This window comes from Xanthomonas sp. NCPPB 4037 (genome assembly GCF_041475695.2).
GTDB lineage: Bacteria > Pseudomonadota > Gammaproteobacteria > Xanthomonadales > Xanthomonadaceae > Xanthomonas > Xanthomonas campestris.
The window spans coordinates 1,224,209-1,242,434 of sequence record NZ_CM191261.1; the positions used below are offsets into that span (position 1 = coordinate 1,224,209).

Annotated in this window: 14 protein-coding genes and 8 tRNA genes; 18 read left to right on the forward strand and 4 right to left on the reverse strand. The window is 63.4% G+C overall.

Annotated features, from left to right (window positions below; genetic code table 11):
- Nucleotides 1–121 precede the first annotated feature (121 nt).
- Complete coding sequence (locus tag ACCQ01_RS05485) at nt 122–1,129, forward strand: isocitrate dehydrogenase (RefSeq protein WP_011036181.1); 1,008 nt, start codon at nt 122–124, stop codon at nt 1,127–1,129.
- Nucleotides 1,130–1,273: 144 nt separating this feature from the next.
- Here the strand turns inward: ACCQ01_RS05485 and ACCQ01_RS05490 are convergent, their stop codons facing one another.
- Nucleotides 1,274–2,035 (reverse strand): Bax inhibitor-1/YccA family protein, encoded by a 762-nt coding sequence (locus tag ACCQ01_RS05490; protein ID WP_115005529.1) that lies wholly within the window; start codon nt 2,033–2,035, stop codon nt 1,274–1,276.
- 162 nt (nt 2,036–2,197) lie between these two features.
- On the opposite strand from ACCQ01_RS05490, the gene ACCQ01_RS05495 reads away from it, so the two are divergent.
- The 14 genes from ACCQ01_RS05495 to ACCQ01_RS05560 all read left to right on the forward strand — a co-directional run bounded on the left by ACCQ01_RS05495 (nt 2,198) and on the right by ACCQ01_RS05560 (nt 12,058).
- Nucleotides 2,198–2,274: transfer RNA gene (locus ACCQ01_RS05495), tRNA-Pro, on the forward strand.
- A 43-nt stretch (nt 2,275–2,317) separates the two neighbouring features.
- Nucleotides 2,318–2,394 (forward strand) — tRNA-Arg (locus tag ACCQ01_RS05500).
- A 32-nt stretch (nt 2,395–2,426) separates the two neighbouring features.
- Nucleotides 2,427–2,503: transfer RNA gene (locus ACCQ01_RS05505), tRNA-His, on the forward strand.
- Between the two features lie 83 nt (nt 2,504–2,586).
- Nucleotides 2,587–2,662, forward strand: a tRNA-Lys gene (locus tag ACCQ01_RS05510).
- Between the two features lie 77 nt (nt 2,663–2,739).
- A tRNA-Leu gene (locus ACCQ01_RS05515) sits at nt 2,740–2,824 on the forward strand.
- 204 nt (nt 2,825–3,028) lie between these two features.
- The gene (tig, locus tag ACCQ01_RS05520) at nt 3,029–4,321 is read left to right on the forward strand and encodes a trigger factor (protein WP_116922490.1); all 1,293 of its coding nucleotides are present in this window, start codon (nt 3,029–3,031) and stop codon (nt 4,319–4,321) included.
- Nucleotides 4,322–4,415: 94 nt separating this feature from the next.
- Complete coding sequence (gene clpP / locus ACCQ01_RS05525; RefSeq protein ID WP_002806026.1) at nt 4,416–5,042, forward strand: ATP-dependent Clp endopeptidase proteolytic subunit ClpP; 627 nt, start codon at nt 4,416–4,418, stop codon at nt 5,040–5,042.
- A 125-nt stretch (nt 5,043–5,167) separates the two neighbouring features.
- On the forward strand, nt 5,168–6,454 hold the full coding sequence (gene clpX, locus ACCQ01_RS05530; RefSeq protein ID WP_011036185.1) for an ATP-dependent Clp protease ATP-binding subunit ClpX: 1,287 nt from the start codon (nt 5,168–5,170) through the stop codon (nt 6,452–6,454).
- 144 nt (nt 6,455–6,598) lie between these two features.
- The gene (gene lon / locus ACCQ01_RS05535) at nt 6,599–9,070 is read left to right on the forward strand and encodes an endopeptidase La (RefSeq protein ID WP_042595020.1); all 2,472 of its coding nucleotides are present in this window, start codon (nt 6,599–6,601) and stop codon (nt 9,068–9,070) included.
- A gap of 214 nt (nt 9,071–9,284) precedes the next feature.
- The gene (gene hbs, locus ACCQ01_RS05540; RefSeq protein ID WP_002806049.1) at nt 9,285–9,557 is read left to right on the forward strand and encodes a non-specific DNA-binding protein Hbs; all 273 of its coding nucleotides are present in this window, start codon (nt 9,285–9,287) and stop codon (nt 9,555–9,557) included.
- An 11-nt stretch (nt 9,558–9,568) separates the two neighbouring features.
- Nucleotides 9,569–9,643, forward strand: a tRNA-Val gene (locus tag ACCQ01_RS05545).
- A 29-nt stretch (nt 9,644–9,672) separates the two neighbouring features.
- A tRNA-Asp gene (locus ACCQ01_RS05550) sits at nt 9,673–9,749 on the forward strand.
- A 96-nt stretch (nt 9,750–9,845) separates the two neighbouring features.
- A tRNA-Asp gene (locus ACCQ01_RS05555) sits at nt 9,846–9,922 on the forward strand.
- 165 nt (nt 9,923–10,087) lie between these two features.
- Nucleotides 10,088–12,058, forward strand: coding sequence for a peptidyl-prolyl cis-trans isomerase (locus tag ACCQ01_RS05560; protein WP_228433759.1), 1,971 nt, complete (start codon nt 10,088–10,090; stop codon nt 12,056–12,058).
- Between the two features lie 1,473 nt (nt 12,059–13,531).
- Here the strand turns inward: ACCQ01_RS05560 and ACCQ01_RS05565 are convergent.
- Nucleotides 13,532–14,698, reverse strand: coding sequence for a lytic transglycosylase domain-containing protein (locus tag ACCQ01_RS05565; RefSeq protein ID WP_228433760.1), 1,167 nt, complete (start codon nt 14,696–14,698; stop codon nt 13,532–13,534).
- On the reverse strand, nt 14,695–15,462 hold the full coding sequence (gloB, locus tag ACCQ01_RS05570; RefSeq protein ID WP_228433762.1) for a hydroxyacylglutathione hydrolase: 768 nt from the start codon (nt 15,460–15,462) through the stop codon (nt 14,695–14,697). Before gloB ends, ACCQ01_RS05565 begins: the two co-directional genes overlap by 4 nt.
- A 12-nt stretch (nt 15,463–15,474) precedes the next feature.
- Between gloB and ACCQ01_RS05575 the strand changes: the two genes are divergently transcribed.
- The 3 genes from ACCQ01_RS05575 to dnaQ are packed head-to-tail and all read left to right on the forward strand — an operon-like array spanning nt 15,475 to nt 17,355.
- Nucleotides 15,475–16,131, forward strand: coding sequence for a class I SAM-dependent methyltransferase (locus ACCQ01_RS05575; protein ID WP_228433764.1), 657 nt, complete (start codon nt 15,475–15,477; stop codon nt 16,129–16,131).
- A gap of 25 nt (nt 16,132–16,156) precedes the next feature.
- The gene (gene rnhA, locus ACCQ01_RS05580) at nt 16,157–16,609 is read left to right on the forward strand and encodes a ribonuclease HI (RefSeq protein WP_011036192.1); all 453 of its coding nucleotides are present in this window, start codon (nt 16,157–16,159) and stop codon (nt 16,607–16,609) included.
- Between the two features lie 8 nt (nt 16,610–16,617).
- Nucleotides 16,618–17,355, forward strand: coding sequence for a DNA polymerase III subunit epsilon (gene dnaQ / locus ACCQ01_RS05585; protein WP_228433766.1), 738 nt, complete (start codon nt 16,618–16,620; stop codon nt 17,353–17,355).
- Nucleotides 17,356–17,386: 31 nt separating this feature from the next.
- On the opposite strand, the gene ACCQ01_RS05590 is transcribed toward dnaQ, so the two are convergent.
- Nucleotides 17,387–18,091, reverse strand: coding sequence for a PP2C family protein-serine/threonine phosphatase (locus ACCQ01_RS05590; RefSeq protein ID WP_014506874.1), 705 nt, complete (start codon nt 18,089–18,091; stop codon nt 17,387–17,389).
- Nucleotides 18,092–18,226 lie beyond the last annotated feature (135 nt).

The window sequence follows — 18,226 nt, forward strand, 5'->3', positions numbered from 1 at the left end:
GACCAAGGTCGGTTTGGGCGCCTTCACCGGCATCGGGCATAATTGCCTGTGAAACCTCCTTGCGCCGGTGAGCCGGGCTTCCGGCTGGCGCTCCCCCCTTCAAGTTCGGAAACCCAACGTTATGACGCAGACAATCACGGTCATCCGCGGCGACGGTATTGGCCCGGAGATCATGGATGCCACGCTGTTCGTGCTCGACGCGCTGCAGGCTGGCCTGACCTACGAGTACGCCGATGCCGGCCTGGTCGCGCTGGAAAAGCACGGCGATCTGCTGCCTGAGTCCACCCTGGCCTCGATCACCAAGAACAAGGTGGCGCTGAAGAGCCCGCTGACCACGCCGGTCGGTGAGGGTTTCAGCTCGATCAACGTCGCCATGCGTCGCAAGTTCGACCTGTACGCCAACGTGCGTCCGGCCAAGTCATTCCCCAATACCAAGTCGCGTTTCGCCGATGGCGTGGACCTGATCACGGTGCGTGAGAACACCGAAGGCGCCTACCTGAGCGAAGGCCAGGAAGTCTCGGCCGACGGCGAAGTGGCCGTTTCCGGCGCCCGCGTCACCCGCAAGGGCTCCGAGCGCATCGTGCGCTACGCCTTCGACCTGGCGCGCGCCACCGGCCGCAAGAAGGTCACCGCGGTGCACAAGGCCAACATCATCAAGTCGACCTCGGGCCTGTTCCTGAAAGTCGCCCGCGATGTCGCCACGCAGTACCCGGAAATCGAATTCCAGGAAATGATCGTCGACAACACCTGCATGCAGCTGGTGATGCGTCCGGAGCAGTTCGACATCATCGTGACCACCAACCTGTTCGGCGACATCATCTCCGACCTGTGTGCCGGTCTGGTCGGCGGCCTGGGCCTGGCCCCGGGCGCCAACATCGGTGTGGACGCGGCGATCTTCGAGGCCGTGCACGGCTCGGCGCCGGATATCGCAGGGCAGGGCAAGGCCAACCCGTGTGCGCTGCTGCTGGGCGCGGCGCAGATGCTGGACCACATCGGTCAGCCGCAGAACGCCGAGCGCCTGCGCGAAGCGATCGTCGCCACGCTGGAAGCCAAGGACTCGCTGACCCCCGACCTGGGCGGCACCGGCAACACCATGGGCTTTGCCAAGGCCATCGCCAGCCGCCTCTGAGTGCGCGGGTAGATCGCACAAAAAGAAAGGGCGCCGACGGCGCCCTTTCTTTTTGTTGCGAGCGGTTTGCTTGAAGCCAGTGTCAAGTCATCAGGCCAAGGGATCGCGGTTGCGATTCCCCAATCCCGATTCCCGATTACCGCCTCAGTTGCGCGACTGCAGCTTCGACAGCAGGCGCAGGAACTCGATGTACAGCCACACCAGCGTCACCATCAGGCCGAACGCGCCGTACCACTCCATGTGCTTGGGCGCACCGTGCTCCACGCCGCTTTCGATGAAGTCGAAGTCCAGCACCAAGTTCAGTGCCGCCACCACCACCACGAACAGGCTGAAGCCGATGCCGATCAGGCCCGAGTCGTGGATGAAAGGGATACGCACGCCGAACAGGCCCAGCACGATCGTCGCCAGGTACACCAGCGCGATACCGCCGGTCGCCGCGACCACGCCCAGCTTGAAGTTCTCGGTGGCCTTGATCATCCCGCTGCGGTACGCGAACAGCAGCGCGAACAGTGTGCCGAAGGTCAGCAGCACCGCCTGGAACACGATGCCGTTGAAGCGTGCCTCGTACACGGCGGAAATCGAACCGAGGAAGAAGCCTTCCACCAGCGCATACAGCGGCGCGGTGACCGGTGCCCAGGTCGGCTTGAACGAGGTCGCCAGTGCGAACACCAGTCCGCCGATGGCGCCGGCGATCATGTACAGCTTGGCGGCCGGCAGCGGCATGCCGTCGGCGCCCACCGACTGCGACCACGCAAACGCGGCCGTCACTACCGCCATCAGCAACAACAGGCCGGTCTTGTTGACGGTGCCGTTGAGGGTCATTGCCTGACCGTCGCGGGTGACCACCGAGCCGGAGCCGAGGTCGAGGAACGTGGATTCCCGAAGGGCAGGGTTGCCGCTACGCATGATGTTCTCCATGAAGGTTGTGCCCGCCGTGCTGGCGTGCGAGGTGAATGACTGCAGGCGTCAGGATACCGGATGATCGATTTTGCGCGTGGTGATTGACAGCAGCGTCAATCGTTCCCAAAATAGCCGACCTTTCGAGCCTTCGGGATTGAAAGGTCCCGCCGGGGTATAGCGCAGTCTGGTAGCGCGCCTGCTTTGGGAGCAGGATGTCGGGGGTTCGAATCCCTCTACCCCGACCACTCTGAGCTCTTTGGCGGCGTGGGAATGCGAAGTTCGGTCCGGGCGCCCGTAGCTCAACCGGATAGAGCACCGGCCTTCTAAGCCGGCGGTTACAGGTTCGAGTCCTGTCGGGCGCGCCATCGGCGGTGCGGTAGGAAGTAGGTTTTCAGTGGTGGCTGTAGCTCAGTTGGTTAGAGTACTGGATTGTGATTCCAGATGTCGGGGGTTCGAGTCCCCTCAGCCACCCCACTGATTGCAGGAAGGTTTGACCCGATGCGTCGCGGGGTGTTGCAACGAAGCAAAAACGCGCATACAATGTGCGACCAGTTTCAGGGCCGTTAGCTCAGTTGGTAGAGCAGTTGACTCTTAATCAATAGGTCCAAGGTTCGAATCCTTGACGGCCCACCAATTAAAAGGCATCCGCAGTGCGGGTGCCTTTTTCTTTGCAGACATCCCTGCAACAATGCACCTGCACGTGCAGCCTCGCGAAAGTGGCGGAATTGGTAGACGCACCAGATTTAGGTTCTGACGCCGCAAGGCGTGGGGGTTCGAGTCCCCCCTTTCGCACCAGTGCAGCGCGGCCGTGAATGTTCCGGCCGTTTCACGCGACCCGCAGCGGGCGCATCCCCCGCAGCGCAGCCCGTTCTTCGCATGCCGCTGGCAGCGGCCGCCGTTATCGGCGAAACTACAAGGCTCGGCGGCTTTCTCGCCATCCGTCAACCCGTCTCTTCCATCTCGTGCCGACGCCGTGTGCTGTCGGTGGCAGGAGTCAACATGCAAGCATCGATCGAATCCACCGGCAATCTGGAACGCCGTCTGACCTTCACCCTGCCGCAGGAGCGCCTGGAGACGCATGTTGGTGGTCGCCTGCGCGAACTGGCGCGGACCACGCGCATCAAGGGTTTCCGGCCCGGCAAGGTGCCGACCAAGGTCATCGAGCAGCGCTTCGGTCAGCAGGTGCGTGCCGAGGCGATGGAAGGCCTGTTGCGTGAAACTTTCGACTCGGCCGTGCGCGAGCACTCGCTGCGTCTGGCCGGCAACCCGCGCATCGACCAGGGCGAGAGCGATTTCGATTTCGTCGCCACCTTCGAAGTGGTGCCGGATTTCGGCGACATCGACGTGACCAACCTGTCGGTGGTGCGTCACACCGCTGAAGTCACTGATGCCGACATCGACCAGATGATCGAGAACCTGCGTCTGCAGCGCCGCACCTGGAACCCGGTCGAGCGCGGCGCGCAGGTCGGCGATCTGGTCGCGCTGGAGACCTGGTCGCAGGCCGGCGACGAGCGTCTGCCTGCCGAAGGCGTAGAGACCGGCAGCAGCGTGCTGGGCTCGGGCGTGATGTTCGACCAGATCGAAAAGGGCCTGGAAGGCCTGTCCAAGGGCGAAGACAAGGCCCTGAGCATCGATTTCCCGGCGGACTGGCGCGTGCCGCAGCTGGCCGGCAAGACCGTGCAGGTGCACGTCAAGGCAGTCGAGGTGTCCGAGCCGGTGCTGCCGGAAGTCAACAAGGAGTTCATCAAGAGCTTCGGCGTGAAGAGTGGCGATGCCGAGCAGTTCCGCGCCGACATCCGCACCAATCTGGAGCGCGAGCTCAAGGGTGCGTTGATGAACCGTCTGCGCCGTGAAGTGGGCGAGCAGCTGATCGCCGCCTACGCGCATGTGGAAATGCCGCCGCGCCTGGTCGAGAACGAGGCCCGTTCGATGCTGGCGCAACAGGTCGACCAGATGCGTCGCAGCGGCCGCAACCCGGGCGAGATCCCGGCCGATGCGCACCAGGGGTTCATGGACGCCGCTGCCAAACGCGTGCTGGTAGGCCTGCTGGTGGGCGAAGTCGCACGTCGCAATGAGCTGCGCCTGGAATCCAAGCGTGTCAGCGAAACGCTGCGTCTGATCGCCTCGACCTACGAAGAGCCGGAACAGGTCATTGAGATGTACCGCAACGACCCCCAACTGATGAGTGGGCTGCAGAGCCGTGTGATGGAGGAGCAGGTGATCGACTGGATCGCCGAGCGCGCCAAGCACACCGAGCAGTCGCTTTCGTTCCAGGACGCGATTCGCGTTTAACGCGACCGCGTGGTACGAGCCCGCACCCGGTTAGCCAGGGTGCGGATCTCACACACGGGCATCGGCACAGGCCGCTGCCACAACAGGAAGACTGATGAGCATTGTGACTAAAGCCCTGAACCTGGTGCCCATGGTGGTCGAGCAGACCAGCCGTGGCGAGCGTGCGTATGACATCTACTCGCGTCTGCTGAAGGAGCGTCTGATCTTCCTGGTCGGTCCGATCGACGACCATATGGCCAACGTGATCGTGGCGCAGCTGCTGTTCCTGGAAGCGGACAACCCGGAAAAGGACATCAGCATCTACATCAATTCGCCCGGTGGCGTGGTCACCGCCGGCATGGCGATCTACGACACCATGCAGTACATCAAGCCGGACGTGAGTACGATCTGTGTGGGCCAGGCGGCCTCGATGGGCGCGCTGCTGCTGGCATCCGGTGCGGCTGGCAAGCGCTATGCGCTGCCGAATTCGCGCGTGATGATCCATCAGCCGCTGGGCGGCTTCCAAGGCCAGGCGACCGATATCGACATCCACGCCCGCGAGATCCTGACCTTGCGTTCGCGCTTGAACGAGATCCTCGCCAAGCACACCGGCCAGTCGCTGGAGACTATCGCGCGCGACACCGAGCGCGACAACTTCAAGAGCGCGGTCGATGCACAGGCTTATGGCCTGGTGGATCAGGTGCTGGAACGCCGTCCGGAAGAGTCGATCCAGCCGTCTTGAGTCGCAGACGCCTGAAATTGCTGGAAAAACTGGCAGGGTCGGGCTGGACGAATGTCCTCCCGACCCTGTGCTATTCTCGAAATCGAACCCCCGTGCATCGGGTGGGGTAACTGGGTAACAGAAGCATGAGCGAAGACCGCCAAGGTCGTTCCGGCGACAGCAACAAGATTCTCTACTGCTCGTTCTGCGGTAAGAGTCAGCATGAGGTCCGCAAGCTGATTGCCGGTCCCAGCGTATTCATTTGCGATGAGTGCGTGGAGCTGTGCAACGACATCATTCGCGAGGAACTCGAAGAGAAGGCGCAGTCGGCACGTTCCAGCCTGCCCAAGCCGCGCGAGATCCTCGAGGTGCTGGACCAATACGTGATCGGTCAGTTGCGCGCCAAGCGCACGCTCGCAGTGGCGGTGTACAACCACTACAAGCGGATCGAGAGCCGGAGCAAGAACGACGAGGTCGAACTTGCCAAGTCCAACATCCTGCTGGTCGGCCCGACCGGATCGGGCAAGACGCTGCTGGCCGAAACGCTGGCGCGCCTGCTCAATGTGCCGTTCACGATTGCCGATGCCACCACGCTGACCGAGGCCGGCTATGTCGGCGAGGACGTGGAAAACATCATCCAGAAGCTGCTGCAGAAGTGCGACTACGACGTCGAGAAAGCGCAGCAGGGCATCGTCTACATCGATGAAATCGACAAGATTTCGCGCAAGAGCGAAAATCCGTCGATCACCCGCGACGTGTCTGGCGAAGGCGTGCAGCAGGCATTGCTGAAGCTGATCGAAGGCACGGTGGCTTCGGTGCCGCCGCAGGGTGGGCGTAAGCATCCGCAGCAAGAATTCCTGCAGGTCGATACCAAGAACATCCTGTTCATCTGCGGCGGCGCGTTTGCCGGGCTGGACAAGGTGATCCAGGCGCGTTCCAACGATGCTGGTGGTATCGGCTTCGGCGCCAAGGTCAAGAGCAGCGAGCGCAAGCAGGAAGTGGGCAAGATCCTGGCCGAAGTCGAGCCGGAAGACCTGATCAAGTTCGGCTTGATCCCCGAGTTCGTCGGCCGCCTGCCGGTGGTCGCCACGCTCGAGGAACTCGATGAGCCGGCGCTGATCAAGATCCTGACCGAGCCGAAGAACGCCATCACCAAGCAGTTCAAGAAGCTGTTCGAGATGGAAAGCGTGGAGCTGGAGTTCCGCCCAGACGCACTGTCGGCGATCGCCAAGAAGGCGCTCAAGCGCAAGACCGGCGCGCGTGGCCTGCGCACCATCGTGGAATCGGTGCTGCTGGATACGATGTACGAGCTGCCGTCACAAGAAAACGTGAGCAAGGTGGTGGTGGATGAATCGGTGATCGAACACAAGTCCGAGCCGTATCTGATCTACCAGGCACAGCCGGCTCCGGCCAAGGCCGCGTCTGGCGACTGAGGCCTCGCGGCGATGCCGGCAGGCCTTGGCCTCGCTGGCGGCTAAAGGGTTTCCGACCGCTACTTGCAACACCTCGCCGATGGCCCCATAACGGGGCCATCGGCTTTTTTTACGCCCCAATTCCTCGATCCCGCGGAGCGCCCCATGGCCCAGTCCCAACCAGAAATTCTCGATCTGCCAGTGTTGCCGCTGCGCGACGTGGTGGTGTTTCCGCACATGGTGATTCCGCTGTTCGTCGGCCGTGACAAGTCAATGCGCGCGCTGGAAAAAGCCATGGAGGCGGACAAGCGCATCCTGCTGGTTGCGCAGAAGTCGGCCGAGACCGACGACCCGGCAGCGGGCGATCTGTACACGGTCGGCACGCTTGCCCAGGTGCTGCAACTGCTCAAGCTGCCCGATGGCACGATCAAGGTGCTGGTCGAAGGGTTGTCGCGCGTCACCGTCGACAAGGTGGCGGAACAGGACGGCGCCTTGCAGGGCCGCGGCACCGAAGTGGAAGCCAGCGATGCACGCGAGCCGCGTGAGCTGGAGGCGATTGCGCGTTCGCTGATGTCGCTGTTCGAACAGTACGTCAAGACCAACCGCAAGCTGCCGCCGGAATTGCTGCAGACCCTGGCCGGCATCGATGAGCCCGGACGTCTGGCCGACACCATCGCCGCACACATCGGCGTGCGTTTGGCGGATAAGCAACGCCTGCTCGAAATCACCGAGATCGGCGACCGGCTGGAACTGCTGGTTGGTCTGGTCGATGGCGAGATCGACGTGCAGCAGCTGGAAAAGCGTATTCGCGGCCGCGTCAAGTCGCAGATGGAAAAGAGCCAGCGCGAGTACTACCTCAACGAACAGATGAAGGCGATCCAGAAGGAACTGGGCGATCTGGACGACGCGCCCGGCGAACTGGAAGAACTCGCCCGCAAGATCGCCGAGGCCGGCATGCCCAAGCCGGTCGAGACCAAGGCCAAGGCCGAACTCAACAAGCTCAAGCAGATGTCGCCGATGTCTGCCGAAGCTGCGGTCGTGCGCAACTATCTTGATTGGTTGCTCGGCGTGCCGTGGAAGAAGCGCACCAAGGTTCGCAAGGATCTCAAAGTTGCGCAGGATACGCTGGATGCCGATCACTACGGTCTGGACAAGGTCAAGGAACGCATCCTTGAGTACTTGGCCGTGCAGTCGCGCGTGAAGCAGATGAAGGGCCCGATCCTGTGCCTGGTCGGCCCACCGGGTGTGGGTAAGACGTCGCTGGGTCAGTCGATCGCCAAGGCGACCAACCGCAAGTTCGTGCGGATGAGCCTGGGCGGCGTGCGCGACGAGGCCGAGATCCGTGGCCATCGCCGGACCTATGTCGGTTCGATGCCGGGCCGCCTGGTGCAGAACCTCAACAAGGTCGGCAGCAAGAACCCGCTGTTCCTGCTGGATGAGATCGACAAGATGTCGATGGACTTCCGTGGCGATCCGTCATCGGCGCTGCTGGAAGTGCTCGATCCGGAGCAGAACCACACCTTCAACGACCACTATCTTGAAGTGGATCTGGACCTGTCGGAGGTGATGTTCGTTGCTACCTCCAACTCGCTCAATATCCCCGGCCCGCTGCTGGACCGCATGGAAGTGATCCGCATCCCCGGCTATACCGAGGATGAAAAGCTCAATATCGCCATGCGCTATCTGGTGCCCAAGCAGATCAAGGCCAACGGCTTGAAGCCGGAAGAGATCGAGATCGGCAGCGATGCCATCCAGGACGTGGTGCGTTACTACACGCGTGAGTCGGGCGTGCGTAACCTCGAGCGCGAAGTGGCCAAGATCTGCCGCAAGGTGGTCAAGGAAATCGCATTGGCTGGCCCGCAGCCGGCGGCCAAGAAGGCGGTCGCAAAGAAGGCCAAGCCCAAGGCGCTGGTGACGGTGACCTCCAAGAACCTGGACAAGTATCTGGGCGTGCGTCGCTTCGATTTCGGTCGTGCAGAAGAAGAGAACGAGATTGGCTTGGTGACGGGCCTGGCATGGACCGAAGTCGGTGGCGAACTGCTGCAGATCGAGTCCACGCTGGTGCCGGGCAAGGGCAACCTGATCCTCACCGGTCAGCTGGGCAACGTGATGAAGGAGTCGGCATCGGCGGCCTTGTCGGTGGTGCGCTCGCGTGCCGAGCGATTGGGCATCGATGTGGATTTCCTGCAGAAGCAGGACGTGCACGTACATGTGCCCGACGGTGCCACGCCAAAGGATGGCCCCAGTGCAGGTATCGCGATGGTGACCTCGCTGGTGTCGATCCTGACCAAGGTGCCGATCCGTGCGGACGTGGCGATGACCGGCGAAATCACCTTGCGCGGCCGCGTCTCTGCGATCGGCGGCTTGAAGGAGAAATTGCTGGCAGCATTGCGCGGCGGTATTCGTACCGTGCTGATCCCCGATGAGAACCGCAAGGACCTGGCGGACATCCCGGCCAACGTCACGCGCGATCTGGAAATCGTGCCGGTGAAGTGGATCGACGAAGTGCTGGATCTGGCCCTGGAGCGCCCGTTGGCGCCGAAGAAAGCCGGCAAGGAAAAAGCACGCAAGACCGCCTCGCGTGTAGCGGTGCGCGGCAAGTCGCGTACCACACCGGGCACCCGCGTCAAGCATTAAAGTGCTCTGTTTAAACCTAGGCAAAACAGGCCAAAACCCGCGTCGTTATTGGGTTTTGGCTTGCGCGCGCTTGGGTGCGCTGGTATAAATGCACGACTCGTGGGCGCGGCAAAATGTGATGCGTCACGCGATACCACTTGTGTCGGGTTCTTCGCTAACGGCAAGAGCGCCGATTGTCGATTCCGCGGCATCTGCCGCAAAGGGAGTTTCAAGAATGAATAAAACCGAATTGATCGATGGCGTTGCCGCTGCTGCTGACATCTCCAAGGCTGAAGCCGGCCGTGCTGTCGACGCGGTTGTGAGCGAAATCACCAAGGCGCTGAAGAAGGGCGACGCCGTCACCCTCGTTGGCTTCGGCACCTTCCAGGTCCGCGAGCGCGCTGAGCGTACCGGCCGCAATCCGAAGACGGGCGACAGCATCAAGATCGCTGCTTCGAAGAATCCTGCATTCAAGGCTGGCAAAGCCCTGAAGGATGCAGTAAACTAATCGACTCGCTAGGGTGCTTAGCTCAGCGGTAGAGCGTCTCCCTTACACGGAGAGGGTCGGGGGTTCGAAACCCTCAGCACCCACCAGATAAGCACCAGGCAAAAGTTTCAAGCGCGGAGCGGTAGTTCAGCTGGTTAGAATGCTGGCCTGTCACGCCGGAGGTCGCGGGTTCGAGTCCCGTCCGCTCCGCCAGTTACACCGAAGCCCCTGAGCGATTGGGGGCTTCGTTTTCTCCACAGCATTTGCATTGCGCGGATGTCGTGGAGAGAAGATGTCCAAGTTTAAAGCGGAGCGGTAGTTCAGCTGGTTAGAATGCTGGCCTGTCACGCCGGAGGTCGCGGGTTCGAGTCCCGTCCGCTCCGCCAGTTTTTCCAAGCCCTCGGCCTTGTGCCGGGGGCTTTTTTTTGGGCCAAAATCATTACGTCCCTTTGCTACGAGACAAGCGGTCGGCGCTGCGGTGGTGTCGGGCTGGGTGCCCGGCTGCGAAGCGCGTTACACTGCGCGGCTCGCCCACAGGCCGTGATTTGCCAATGCTGCAGAAACTTCGCGACAAGACGTCAGGCTGGATCGCTACCGCCATCCTGGGGTTGCTGATGATTCCGTTCCTGTTCGTCATCGACAACAGCTACCTTGGCGGCATTGGCGCCAACAACGTGGCCAAGGTGCAGGCGCCCCCGACATGGTGGAAGTCCGCACCGTCATGGTGGCCGGTCTCGCTGCTGTGGCAGCACCATGAGATCAGCACGCAGGATTTCCGTGCGCGCTTCGAACAGGCGCGTATGCAGGAACGTCAGCGCCAGGGCGAGAATTTCGACCCGCGTCAGTTCGAATCGCGCGAGAACAAATTGCAGGTGCTCGATCAGTTGGTCGACGAGCAGGTCGTGCGTTTGGGTGCGGAAGATGCGGGAATCGTGATCGGTGATGCCACCGTGCGCGATTACATCGCCAATATTCCGGCTTTCCAGATCGATGGCAAGTTCAGCCCCGACCAGTACCGCGCAGCGCTTGCGCAGGGCACCCCGCCGCGCACGCCTGCGCAGTTCGACGCGCTGGTGCGCGATAGCTTGCAGCAGTCGGTGATTCCGCAGGCGGTGGCCGAATCGGGCTTTGCGACCAGGAGTGAATTCGAGCGCCTGCTCACCTTGATGGGCGAGACGCGCGATGTCGAGTTGGCGATGCTGCCGGAGCCGACCGCCGATACCGCGCCGGTCAGCGATGCACAGATCAAGCAGTGGTACGACGGGCATCCGCAGGATTTCCGCCAGCCGGAAACTGTGACGATCGAATACGTCGAGCTCAATGCAGCTACCTTGCCGCCCGCCACCGCGGCCGACGAAGCAACGCTGCGTAAACGCTATGAAGAAGAGAAGGCACGGTTTGTCGATCCGGATCAGCGTCTGGCATCGCACATCCTGATCAGTGCCGGCAGCGATGCCGCTGCGCAGAAGGCCGCCGAAGAAAAAGCGGCCAAGCTGGCTGCCCAGGCCAAGCAGCCGGGCGCGGACTTTGCTGCGCTGGCCAAGGCCAATTCGCAGGACCCGGGTTCCAAGGACGCCGGTGGCGATCTGGGCTGGGTTGAGAAGGGCACGATGGTCAAGCCGTTCGAAGACGCGCTGTTCGCGATGAAGGCTGGCGATGTAGTCGGCCCGATCAAGACCGAGTTTGGCTACCACGTGATTCAGTTGCGTGAGGTCAAGGGCGGACAGGGCAAGCCGTTCGAGCAGGTGCGTGACCAATTGGCTGCCGAGCAGCTCAAGGCCGACGCCGACAAGGCGTTTGCCGACCTGAGCGGCAAGCTCGTCGACCAGGTCTACAAGAATCCCACCGCGCTGGAGCCGGCGGCCAAGCAGGTCGGCCTGCCGGTGCAGACGCTGGGTCCGTTCTCGCGCGCTGATGCCAGCGGCATTGCCGCCAACCCGGCGGTGCTGCGGTCGGCGTTCTCCGAAACGCTGGTGCAGGACGGTACGGTAAGCGACCCGATCACCATCGCGCCCAACCACAGCGTGGTGTTGCGCGTGACCAATCACAGCGCCGAACAGGCGTTGCCTCTGGACAAGGTGCGCGAGAAGGTGATTGCCGCAGTGCATGCCGACCGCACCAAGAAATCTGCGGTGGCTGCGGCCGACGCGCTGCTGGCGCGTGTGCAGAAGGGTGAAACCCTGCAATCGCTGGCGGCGGCCGAAAAGCTACAGGTCACGCCGATTCCGGGGCTGCCGCGCACCGCGCCGGTGCCGACGCCCGCCGCCAATCGGGCGATCTTCAGCGCCCCGCGCCCGACCGAAGGCAAACCGTCGGTTGGCAAGGTTGAGCTCACTGGCGGGCGTTATGCGGTGTTCGTAGTGAGCAAGTCGACCCCGGGCGATCTCAAGCAGATGCCGGCCGAGCAGCAGACCATGCTGCGCGAGCAGCTGAGTCAGATCGACGGCGGCAATGCGGCGCAGGCCTACGTCAAGGAAATGCGCAAGCGCTACAAGATCCAGATCGAAGAAGCGCAGCTGTAAGCGTTCTGACATCGCTGAACTGGAGAAGCCCGGCATGACCGGGCTTTTTTTTGGCCGAGATACGGACCCACTGTGGCTTGGTGGTCTGTTGCTTGGTGAGCGCGCGAGGGTTTTGGACAGGGGTGTGGGCAGGCGCGCGTGGTGCGACCGTGCGCTGTAGCAGCGATCTGCTGGAGGTGGTAATGAGCAAGCGTGCAGAAGCTGCTCGATTGGTCTCAACTCCTGGTGCGCTAGGCGGAGCACCGGAGCCCGCTTGTGTGCCAACGGGTGACCGCGATTGTGGCGGACCAGCGTCGCCGAACTGTCGCTAGCTCTCTGCGTGGTGTCCAGATGAAATGAGTTCTGCAGCAGTGCGTGGGTCTAGCCTGACGATGGAGTGGCGCAGAGCACCGTTTGGCGATTCACTGCGTAGTGGCCACGACCGTTGGTTTAATTTGCGTCCGCCGAGTAGGCGAAGTGGAGAGCAGCCGCACGTGATTGCTGACTCCTGGCGACAGATGCTCGTGCTCAAACAAACCGGCTGATCGGATATATCTGCAAAGGCTCACATGACGTGGGTGAATCTCGCTGTCGCTGTCGATCTGGCTGTGGATGCATTTGTTCTGCTAATCGACGCCGATCTGCCGCCGCTACACCACAGGCTCTGCTCCGGCCTTGCCGTTCGCTCTTGCTCCTGCTTCACCCAGTCGCCTTAAAGCAAGCCGAGCACCGCAGCCATGCGCGGCCGAAGAGGCGCCCTGTTTGAGCGTAGCGAGTTTGGGCGCCGTGCCGCGTGTGGCGAGGAGCACAGGGTACCGGTGCGGCTTCATCGCACCGGATTGCGCCGGCGACAGCGGTTTTGGTTCCTTTTGCCAAGACAAAAGGGACTCGCGCCACAGGCGCGAAAGCTCTGCACGTGTTCTGCTTCATGATTCGTGCTCTTACCGCAGTGAAGAGAACCCAATCGCTCGTCGCCATTCAATAAGCAGGCGCCGAATCTCGTCCGCCTTCCGCTGCCTCTCCCGGTGGAACTAGATACGTGCACGGGCGGAGCGAGTTCAGACCGCGCCGCGTACACGCGCGCTAGCGTAGCGTCACTGTGTCGACGTGCGTCCGCGAAAGCAGCTTTGGTGGCTGCTACCTAGACAAAGAACCTCGCGACGCATGCGCGAAAACCTAGCACTTGGTGTGCTCCGTGCTTTGTTCCCCATGTGCTGGGGGGGGGGGGGGGCGACCCAGGCCGAGCGTCACGCCCCAGCCAGGGTGAGCAACTTTGCACGCATCGGCCCCTCGGGCGCGTTCTCCCGACGACAGATCACTGCTCAGGAAAGCTCGGTCGCAGGCAAATAATTGCTCAAGGAATAGCGGGGCCGTGCAAAGCGCCTTTGTCGCCGCAGGCTCTCAAACGCGATGCCCGGAAAATGCTGCAGCTTTGCAGTCGCGCAGTGCACGTCGAGCAATTACCGGCGAGTCGCCGCAAGCGCGGCTGATGGCTCAGGGCGAATCTTCGAACGACAGCACCATGCCCGGCTTCAACACCGCGCGCTTGTCCAGGCCATTGCTGGCAAGCAGCGTGGTGACCGTGATTCCGTAGCGCTTGGCAATCGCCCACGCGGACTCGCCATTACGCACGGTGTGCGTGCGCGCGCTGCTGCGCTTGGAGGTCTGAACGCTGGCCACCGCAGTGGTGGCACTGCCGTCATCCGTATCTGCAAGGGCGGCGCGATCGGCCAGGGCGACAACAGCGCCAGCGGACCCGGGTTGTGCCGGCGCGATGGGCGCCAGCACATGCACGCCGCGCGGCGCTGCCCGGGCGCTGGCCACTGCCGGATTGAGGCGGGCAAGCAGTTGCGGTTCCAAAGCGCGCTGCCCAGCCCAGGTGGTGAGGCTGGTGCCGGCCGGCAATGCGTGCTCGGTCAGCACCGGCACCGGGCGATCCAGCGACGTCATCAAGGTCCCTTGCTCCTGCGCATGGTCAAGCACGCACGCCAGCGCGTGCAGCTTTTCCACGTATTCGTAGGTGACCTTGGACATGCCCGGCAACTCGGCCGGCCGGGCGTTCTGCGCATTCATGCCGGCGCTGCGCATGGCCTGCAAGACGCGGTATTCGCCAGCGTTGTAGGCCATGAGCGCCAGGCGCCAGTCGCCGCCGAACATGCCGTACAGGGTCTTGAGATAGCGTACTGCCGCGGTGGTGGAATCCACCGCCGACAGGCGGCCGTCGTACTGGGCGCCCACCGGCACGTGGTGATTGCGCGCGGTCGTGGCGATGAACTGCCACAGGCCTGCCGGGCCGCTGCCGTTGCGTGCGCCGGGCCGGTAGCCGCTTTCCACGAAGGGAATCAGCGCTAATTCGGTGGGCATGTCGGCTTCGCGCAGCTGGTCGACCACGTAGCCGAACAGCGGGAGGACGTCCTGCCCATCATCGGCCAGACGGGCCGGAGCGCGGGAGAAGTGCTGCTCCCAACGGCGATCGCTGTGCTCGGTATCGCAGCCTGGGTCGGCACGCCCTTCCAGGAAGGAGGCAAAGATATCCCGGCCGTTGCGTACGGCCGGTGCTTGGCTGCTGACGGTGGCAGAGGTGCTTGGCTCGCTGGCGGAGCCGGCGACCGGTGCGGCGGCCGACAGTGCGGCCAACACACCCAGAAGCAGGCGCCTCATGCGCGAAATACGTCTTTCCAGCGCCGAAGTTCGGCAAATACGTCTACATCGCTCGTTATCGAGATACTTGCGTGCGCGGCGACCGCGGCGCGAATTTCGGGAGTATGCAGACGCAGGAACGGATTGGTGGCCAGTTCACTCTTGAGCGAAATCGGCAGGGTAGGACGGGCTGCATGACGCATTGCCTGGGCTTCCTGTTGACGGCGCTGCAAGGCAGCGTTGGTGGGATCGACGTGCAGCGCGAAGGCCGCATTGGCCAAGGTGTACTCGTGGCCGCAACACACAAGCGTCTCGCCTGGCAGGGAGGCCAGGCGCTGCAAGGCGTCGAACATCTGTGGGGGCGTACCTTCGAACATCCGCCCACAGCCTAGGCTGAACAGGGTATCACCACTGAACAGGTGCCCGTCACCCACATAGGCGACATGGCTGCGGGTGTGGCCGGGGACTTCCAGCACCGCAAAGCCGATGCCCAGGGCCGTCACAGTCTCGCCGTGGGCGACGTGGCGGGTGGCCGAAGGCATGCGTTCGTCGTGCGGCCCGTACAGTTCCAGCGCCGGAAAATGCTGCTGGAGCTCCGCCACACCGCCGATATGGTCGGCATGGTGGTGGGTCAGCAGGGCGGCCACCGGAGTGAAGCCCTCACGCTGCGCGGCCTCCAACACTGGTGCTGCCTGGCCAGGGTCGACGATCACTGCACGGCCATCATCGGCGACCAGGGCCCAGATGTAGTTGTCGTCGAATGCGGGCAGGGCGGTGAGTCGCATAGAATTGGGACCATGCCTGCCGCGCCATTCTCCCGTCAAGCTGGTGTCTCATCCTGGTTTGAAACGGGTGGAGGCCGCAGCCTGCTCCAGCTGGAGCGCCAAATGGCGCTCGCGGCGCTACAGATGCGGCCGTCGCAGCCCTGGCTGTGGGTCACTCCGACCACCGATCTGCCACCGCGCGACGCCCTGCAGGGGCGTGGCTTGCGGCTGTATCGCAGCGGTAGCCGCTTTGGCGGCGACGCACGCTGTGCGCTGCCGTTCCCGTTACCGGCCGAGAGCCTGCAGGCCATCGTGGTGCAGCATGCGGTGGTCAATGGGGCGGCGGAGTTCCTGGCCGAATGCGAGCGGGTGCTGATGCCGGGTGGGCGGCTGTGGTTGTTCACGCTCAACCCGCTGAGCCCGTACCGGTTCCGCTGGGCGCGTCGTGGCCCGGTGGCGTTGCGCCCGGATCGGTGGCGGCTGCTGGCGCAGCGGGCCGGGCTGCAATGTGTGGACAAGGAGCGGTATCTGGGGCCGATCTGGGGCCCCGGCCGCGGCTCCACCGATCCGAGCCGTGCGCCCTGGCGTGCGGTGTATCTCCTCGAAGTGGAAAAGCGTGCCGCAGCGCCGATCGGTCCGACGCCGATCGCCCTGCCGTCGCGTTGGCCGCAGCCTGTGGCCACGATCTGACATCGCCAATCCAAATTAGGTCCTGATGAAATCCATTGAAGTCCATACCGACGGCTCTTGCCTCGGCAATCCCGGGCCGGGCGGCTGGGCCGCCCTGCTGCGTTACAACGGTCGCGAGAAGGAACTGGCCGGCGGCGAAGCCAATTCCACCAACAACCGCATGGAGCTGATGGCGGCAATCATGGCGCTGGAAACGCTCACCGAGCCGTGCCAGATCCTGCTGCATACCGATTCGCAATACGTCCGCCAGGGCATCACCGAGTGGATGCCTGGCTGGGTGCGGCGCGGCTGGAAGACCTCTGGCGGCGACCCGGTCAAGAACCGCGAGCTGTGGGAGCGGCTGCATGCGGCCACCCAGCGTCACAGCATCGAATGGCGCTGGGTGAAAGGCCACAATGGCGACCCGGACAACGAGCGCGTCGACGTGCTTGCCCGCAATCAGGCCATCGCCCAGCGCGGTGGCCTCGCAACATCGTAAGAGGACGCATGCGTCAGATCATTCTCGATACCGAAACCACCGGCCTGGAATGGCGCAAGGGCAACCGCGTCGTCGAAATCGGCGCGGTGGAACTGCTGGAGCGCCGCCCGAGCGGCAACAACTTCCATCGCTATCTGCGGCCGGACTGCGATTTCGAGCCCGGCGCGCAGGAAGTCACCGGGCTGACCCTGGAATTTCTGGCGGACAAGCCGGTGTTTGCTGAAGTGGTGGAGGAGTTCCTGGCCTACATCGACGGCGCCGAACTGATCATCCACAACGCCGCGTTCGACCTGGGTTTCCTGGACAACGAACTGTCGCTGCTGGGCGATCAGTTTGGCCGCATCATCGACCGCGCCACCGTGGTCGATACCTTGATGATGGCGCGCGAGCGTTATCCCGGTCAGCGCAACTCGCTGGACGCATTGTGCAAACGGCTGGGCGTGGACAACTCGCACCGGCAGTTGCATGGCGCCTTGCTCGATGCGCAGATCCTGGCCGATGTCTACATCGCGCTGACCTCCGGGCAGGAAGAGATCGGCTTCGGCGCGATGGATGCCGGCCAACGTGCCGAAGGCGGCGAGGGCATGATCGCGTTCGATCCGTCGCTGTTGCTGCCGCGCCCACGCGTGGTGGTAGCGCCCTCGGAGCTGCAGGCACACGAGGCGCGTCTGGAGCGGCTGCGCAAGAAGGCCGGGCGTGCGCTGTGGGATGCGCCGGAGTTGGACGAGGTCGCGGTCGCCAGTTAAGGCGACGCTGGAGGACGCGCTGCCCGCGCAGTCAGTGACTGCGCACCAGGATGGCGGTGATGTTGTCCGAGCCGCCGCCATCGAGTGCGGCGGCGACCAGGCATTCCACGCATTCCTGGGCACTGCAATCGGCCTGCGACAGCGTTGCGGCGATCGCGGTGTCGTCCACTTCTTCGGTCAACCCATCGCTGCATAACAGCAGCTGCATGCCCGACTTGAGCTCGCCCTGCATGGTGGCGACATTGAGATGGGCCGGGTCGGTGACGCCGAGCGCCTGGGTGACGACATTGCGATGCGGATGCGCGCGCGCCTGTTCGCTGGTCAATGTGCCCTGGGCGATCAGTTCCTGCACATAACTGTGGTCCTGGCTCAGTTGCGCCAACCGACCGTCACGCCACAGGTAGGCGCGGCTGTCGCCCACCCAGGCCACTTCGAAACGCTGCCCGAGCACGCGCGCGGCCACCACGGTGGTGCCCATCGGCAGAGTGTCGTTGCAGCGGCGCGAGGTCTTGATGATTTCCTCGTCGGCGATGCGCACTGCCTGGGCCAGCGGCGTACCGGCACGTACTTCGCGCACGATGGTTTCGCGCGCCAACGCACTGGCCACCTCGCCGCAGGCATGGCCACCCATGCCGTCTGCCACCAGCCACAGCCCCAGCTCGCTGTCGCCGTAGTACGTGTCCTCGTTGAGGTCACGGCGCAGGCCCACGTGGGTGAGGTGTCCGAATTCGAGCATGGTGCGGGGTCGCCAGGATGAGATGTGCCGCACCATCATCGCGGCCCCGCAGGCGGCGGGCAACCGATGGGGCGCAATGGCCGCGGCGGATGTTCACGCCGGCCCTGCCACTGCGGCCTCTGCGGGAGGCCGCGC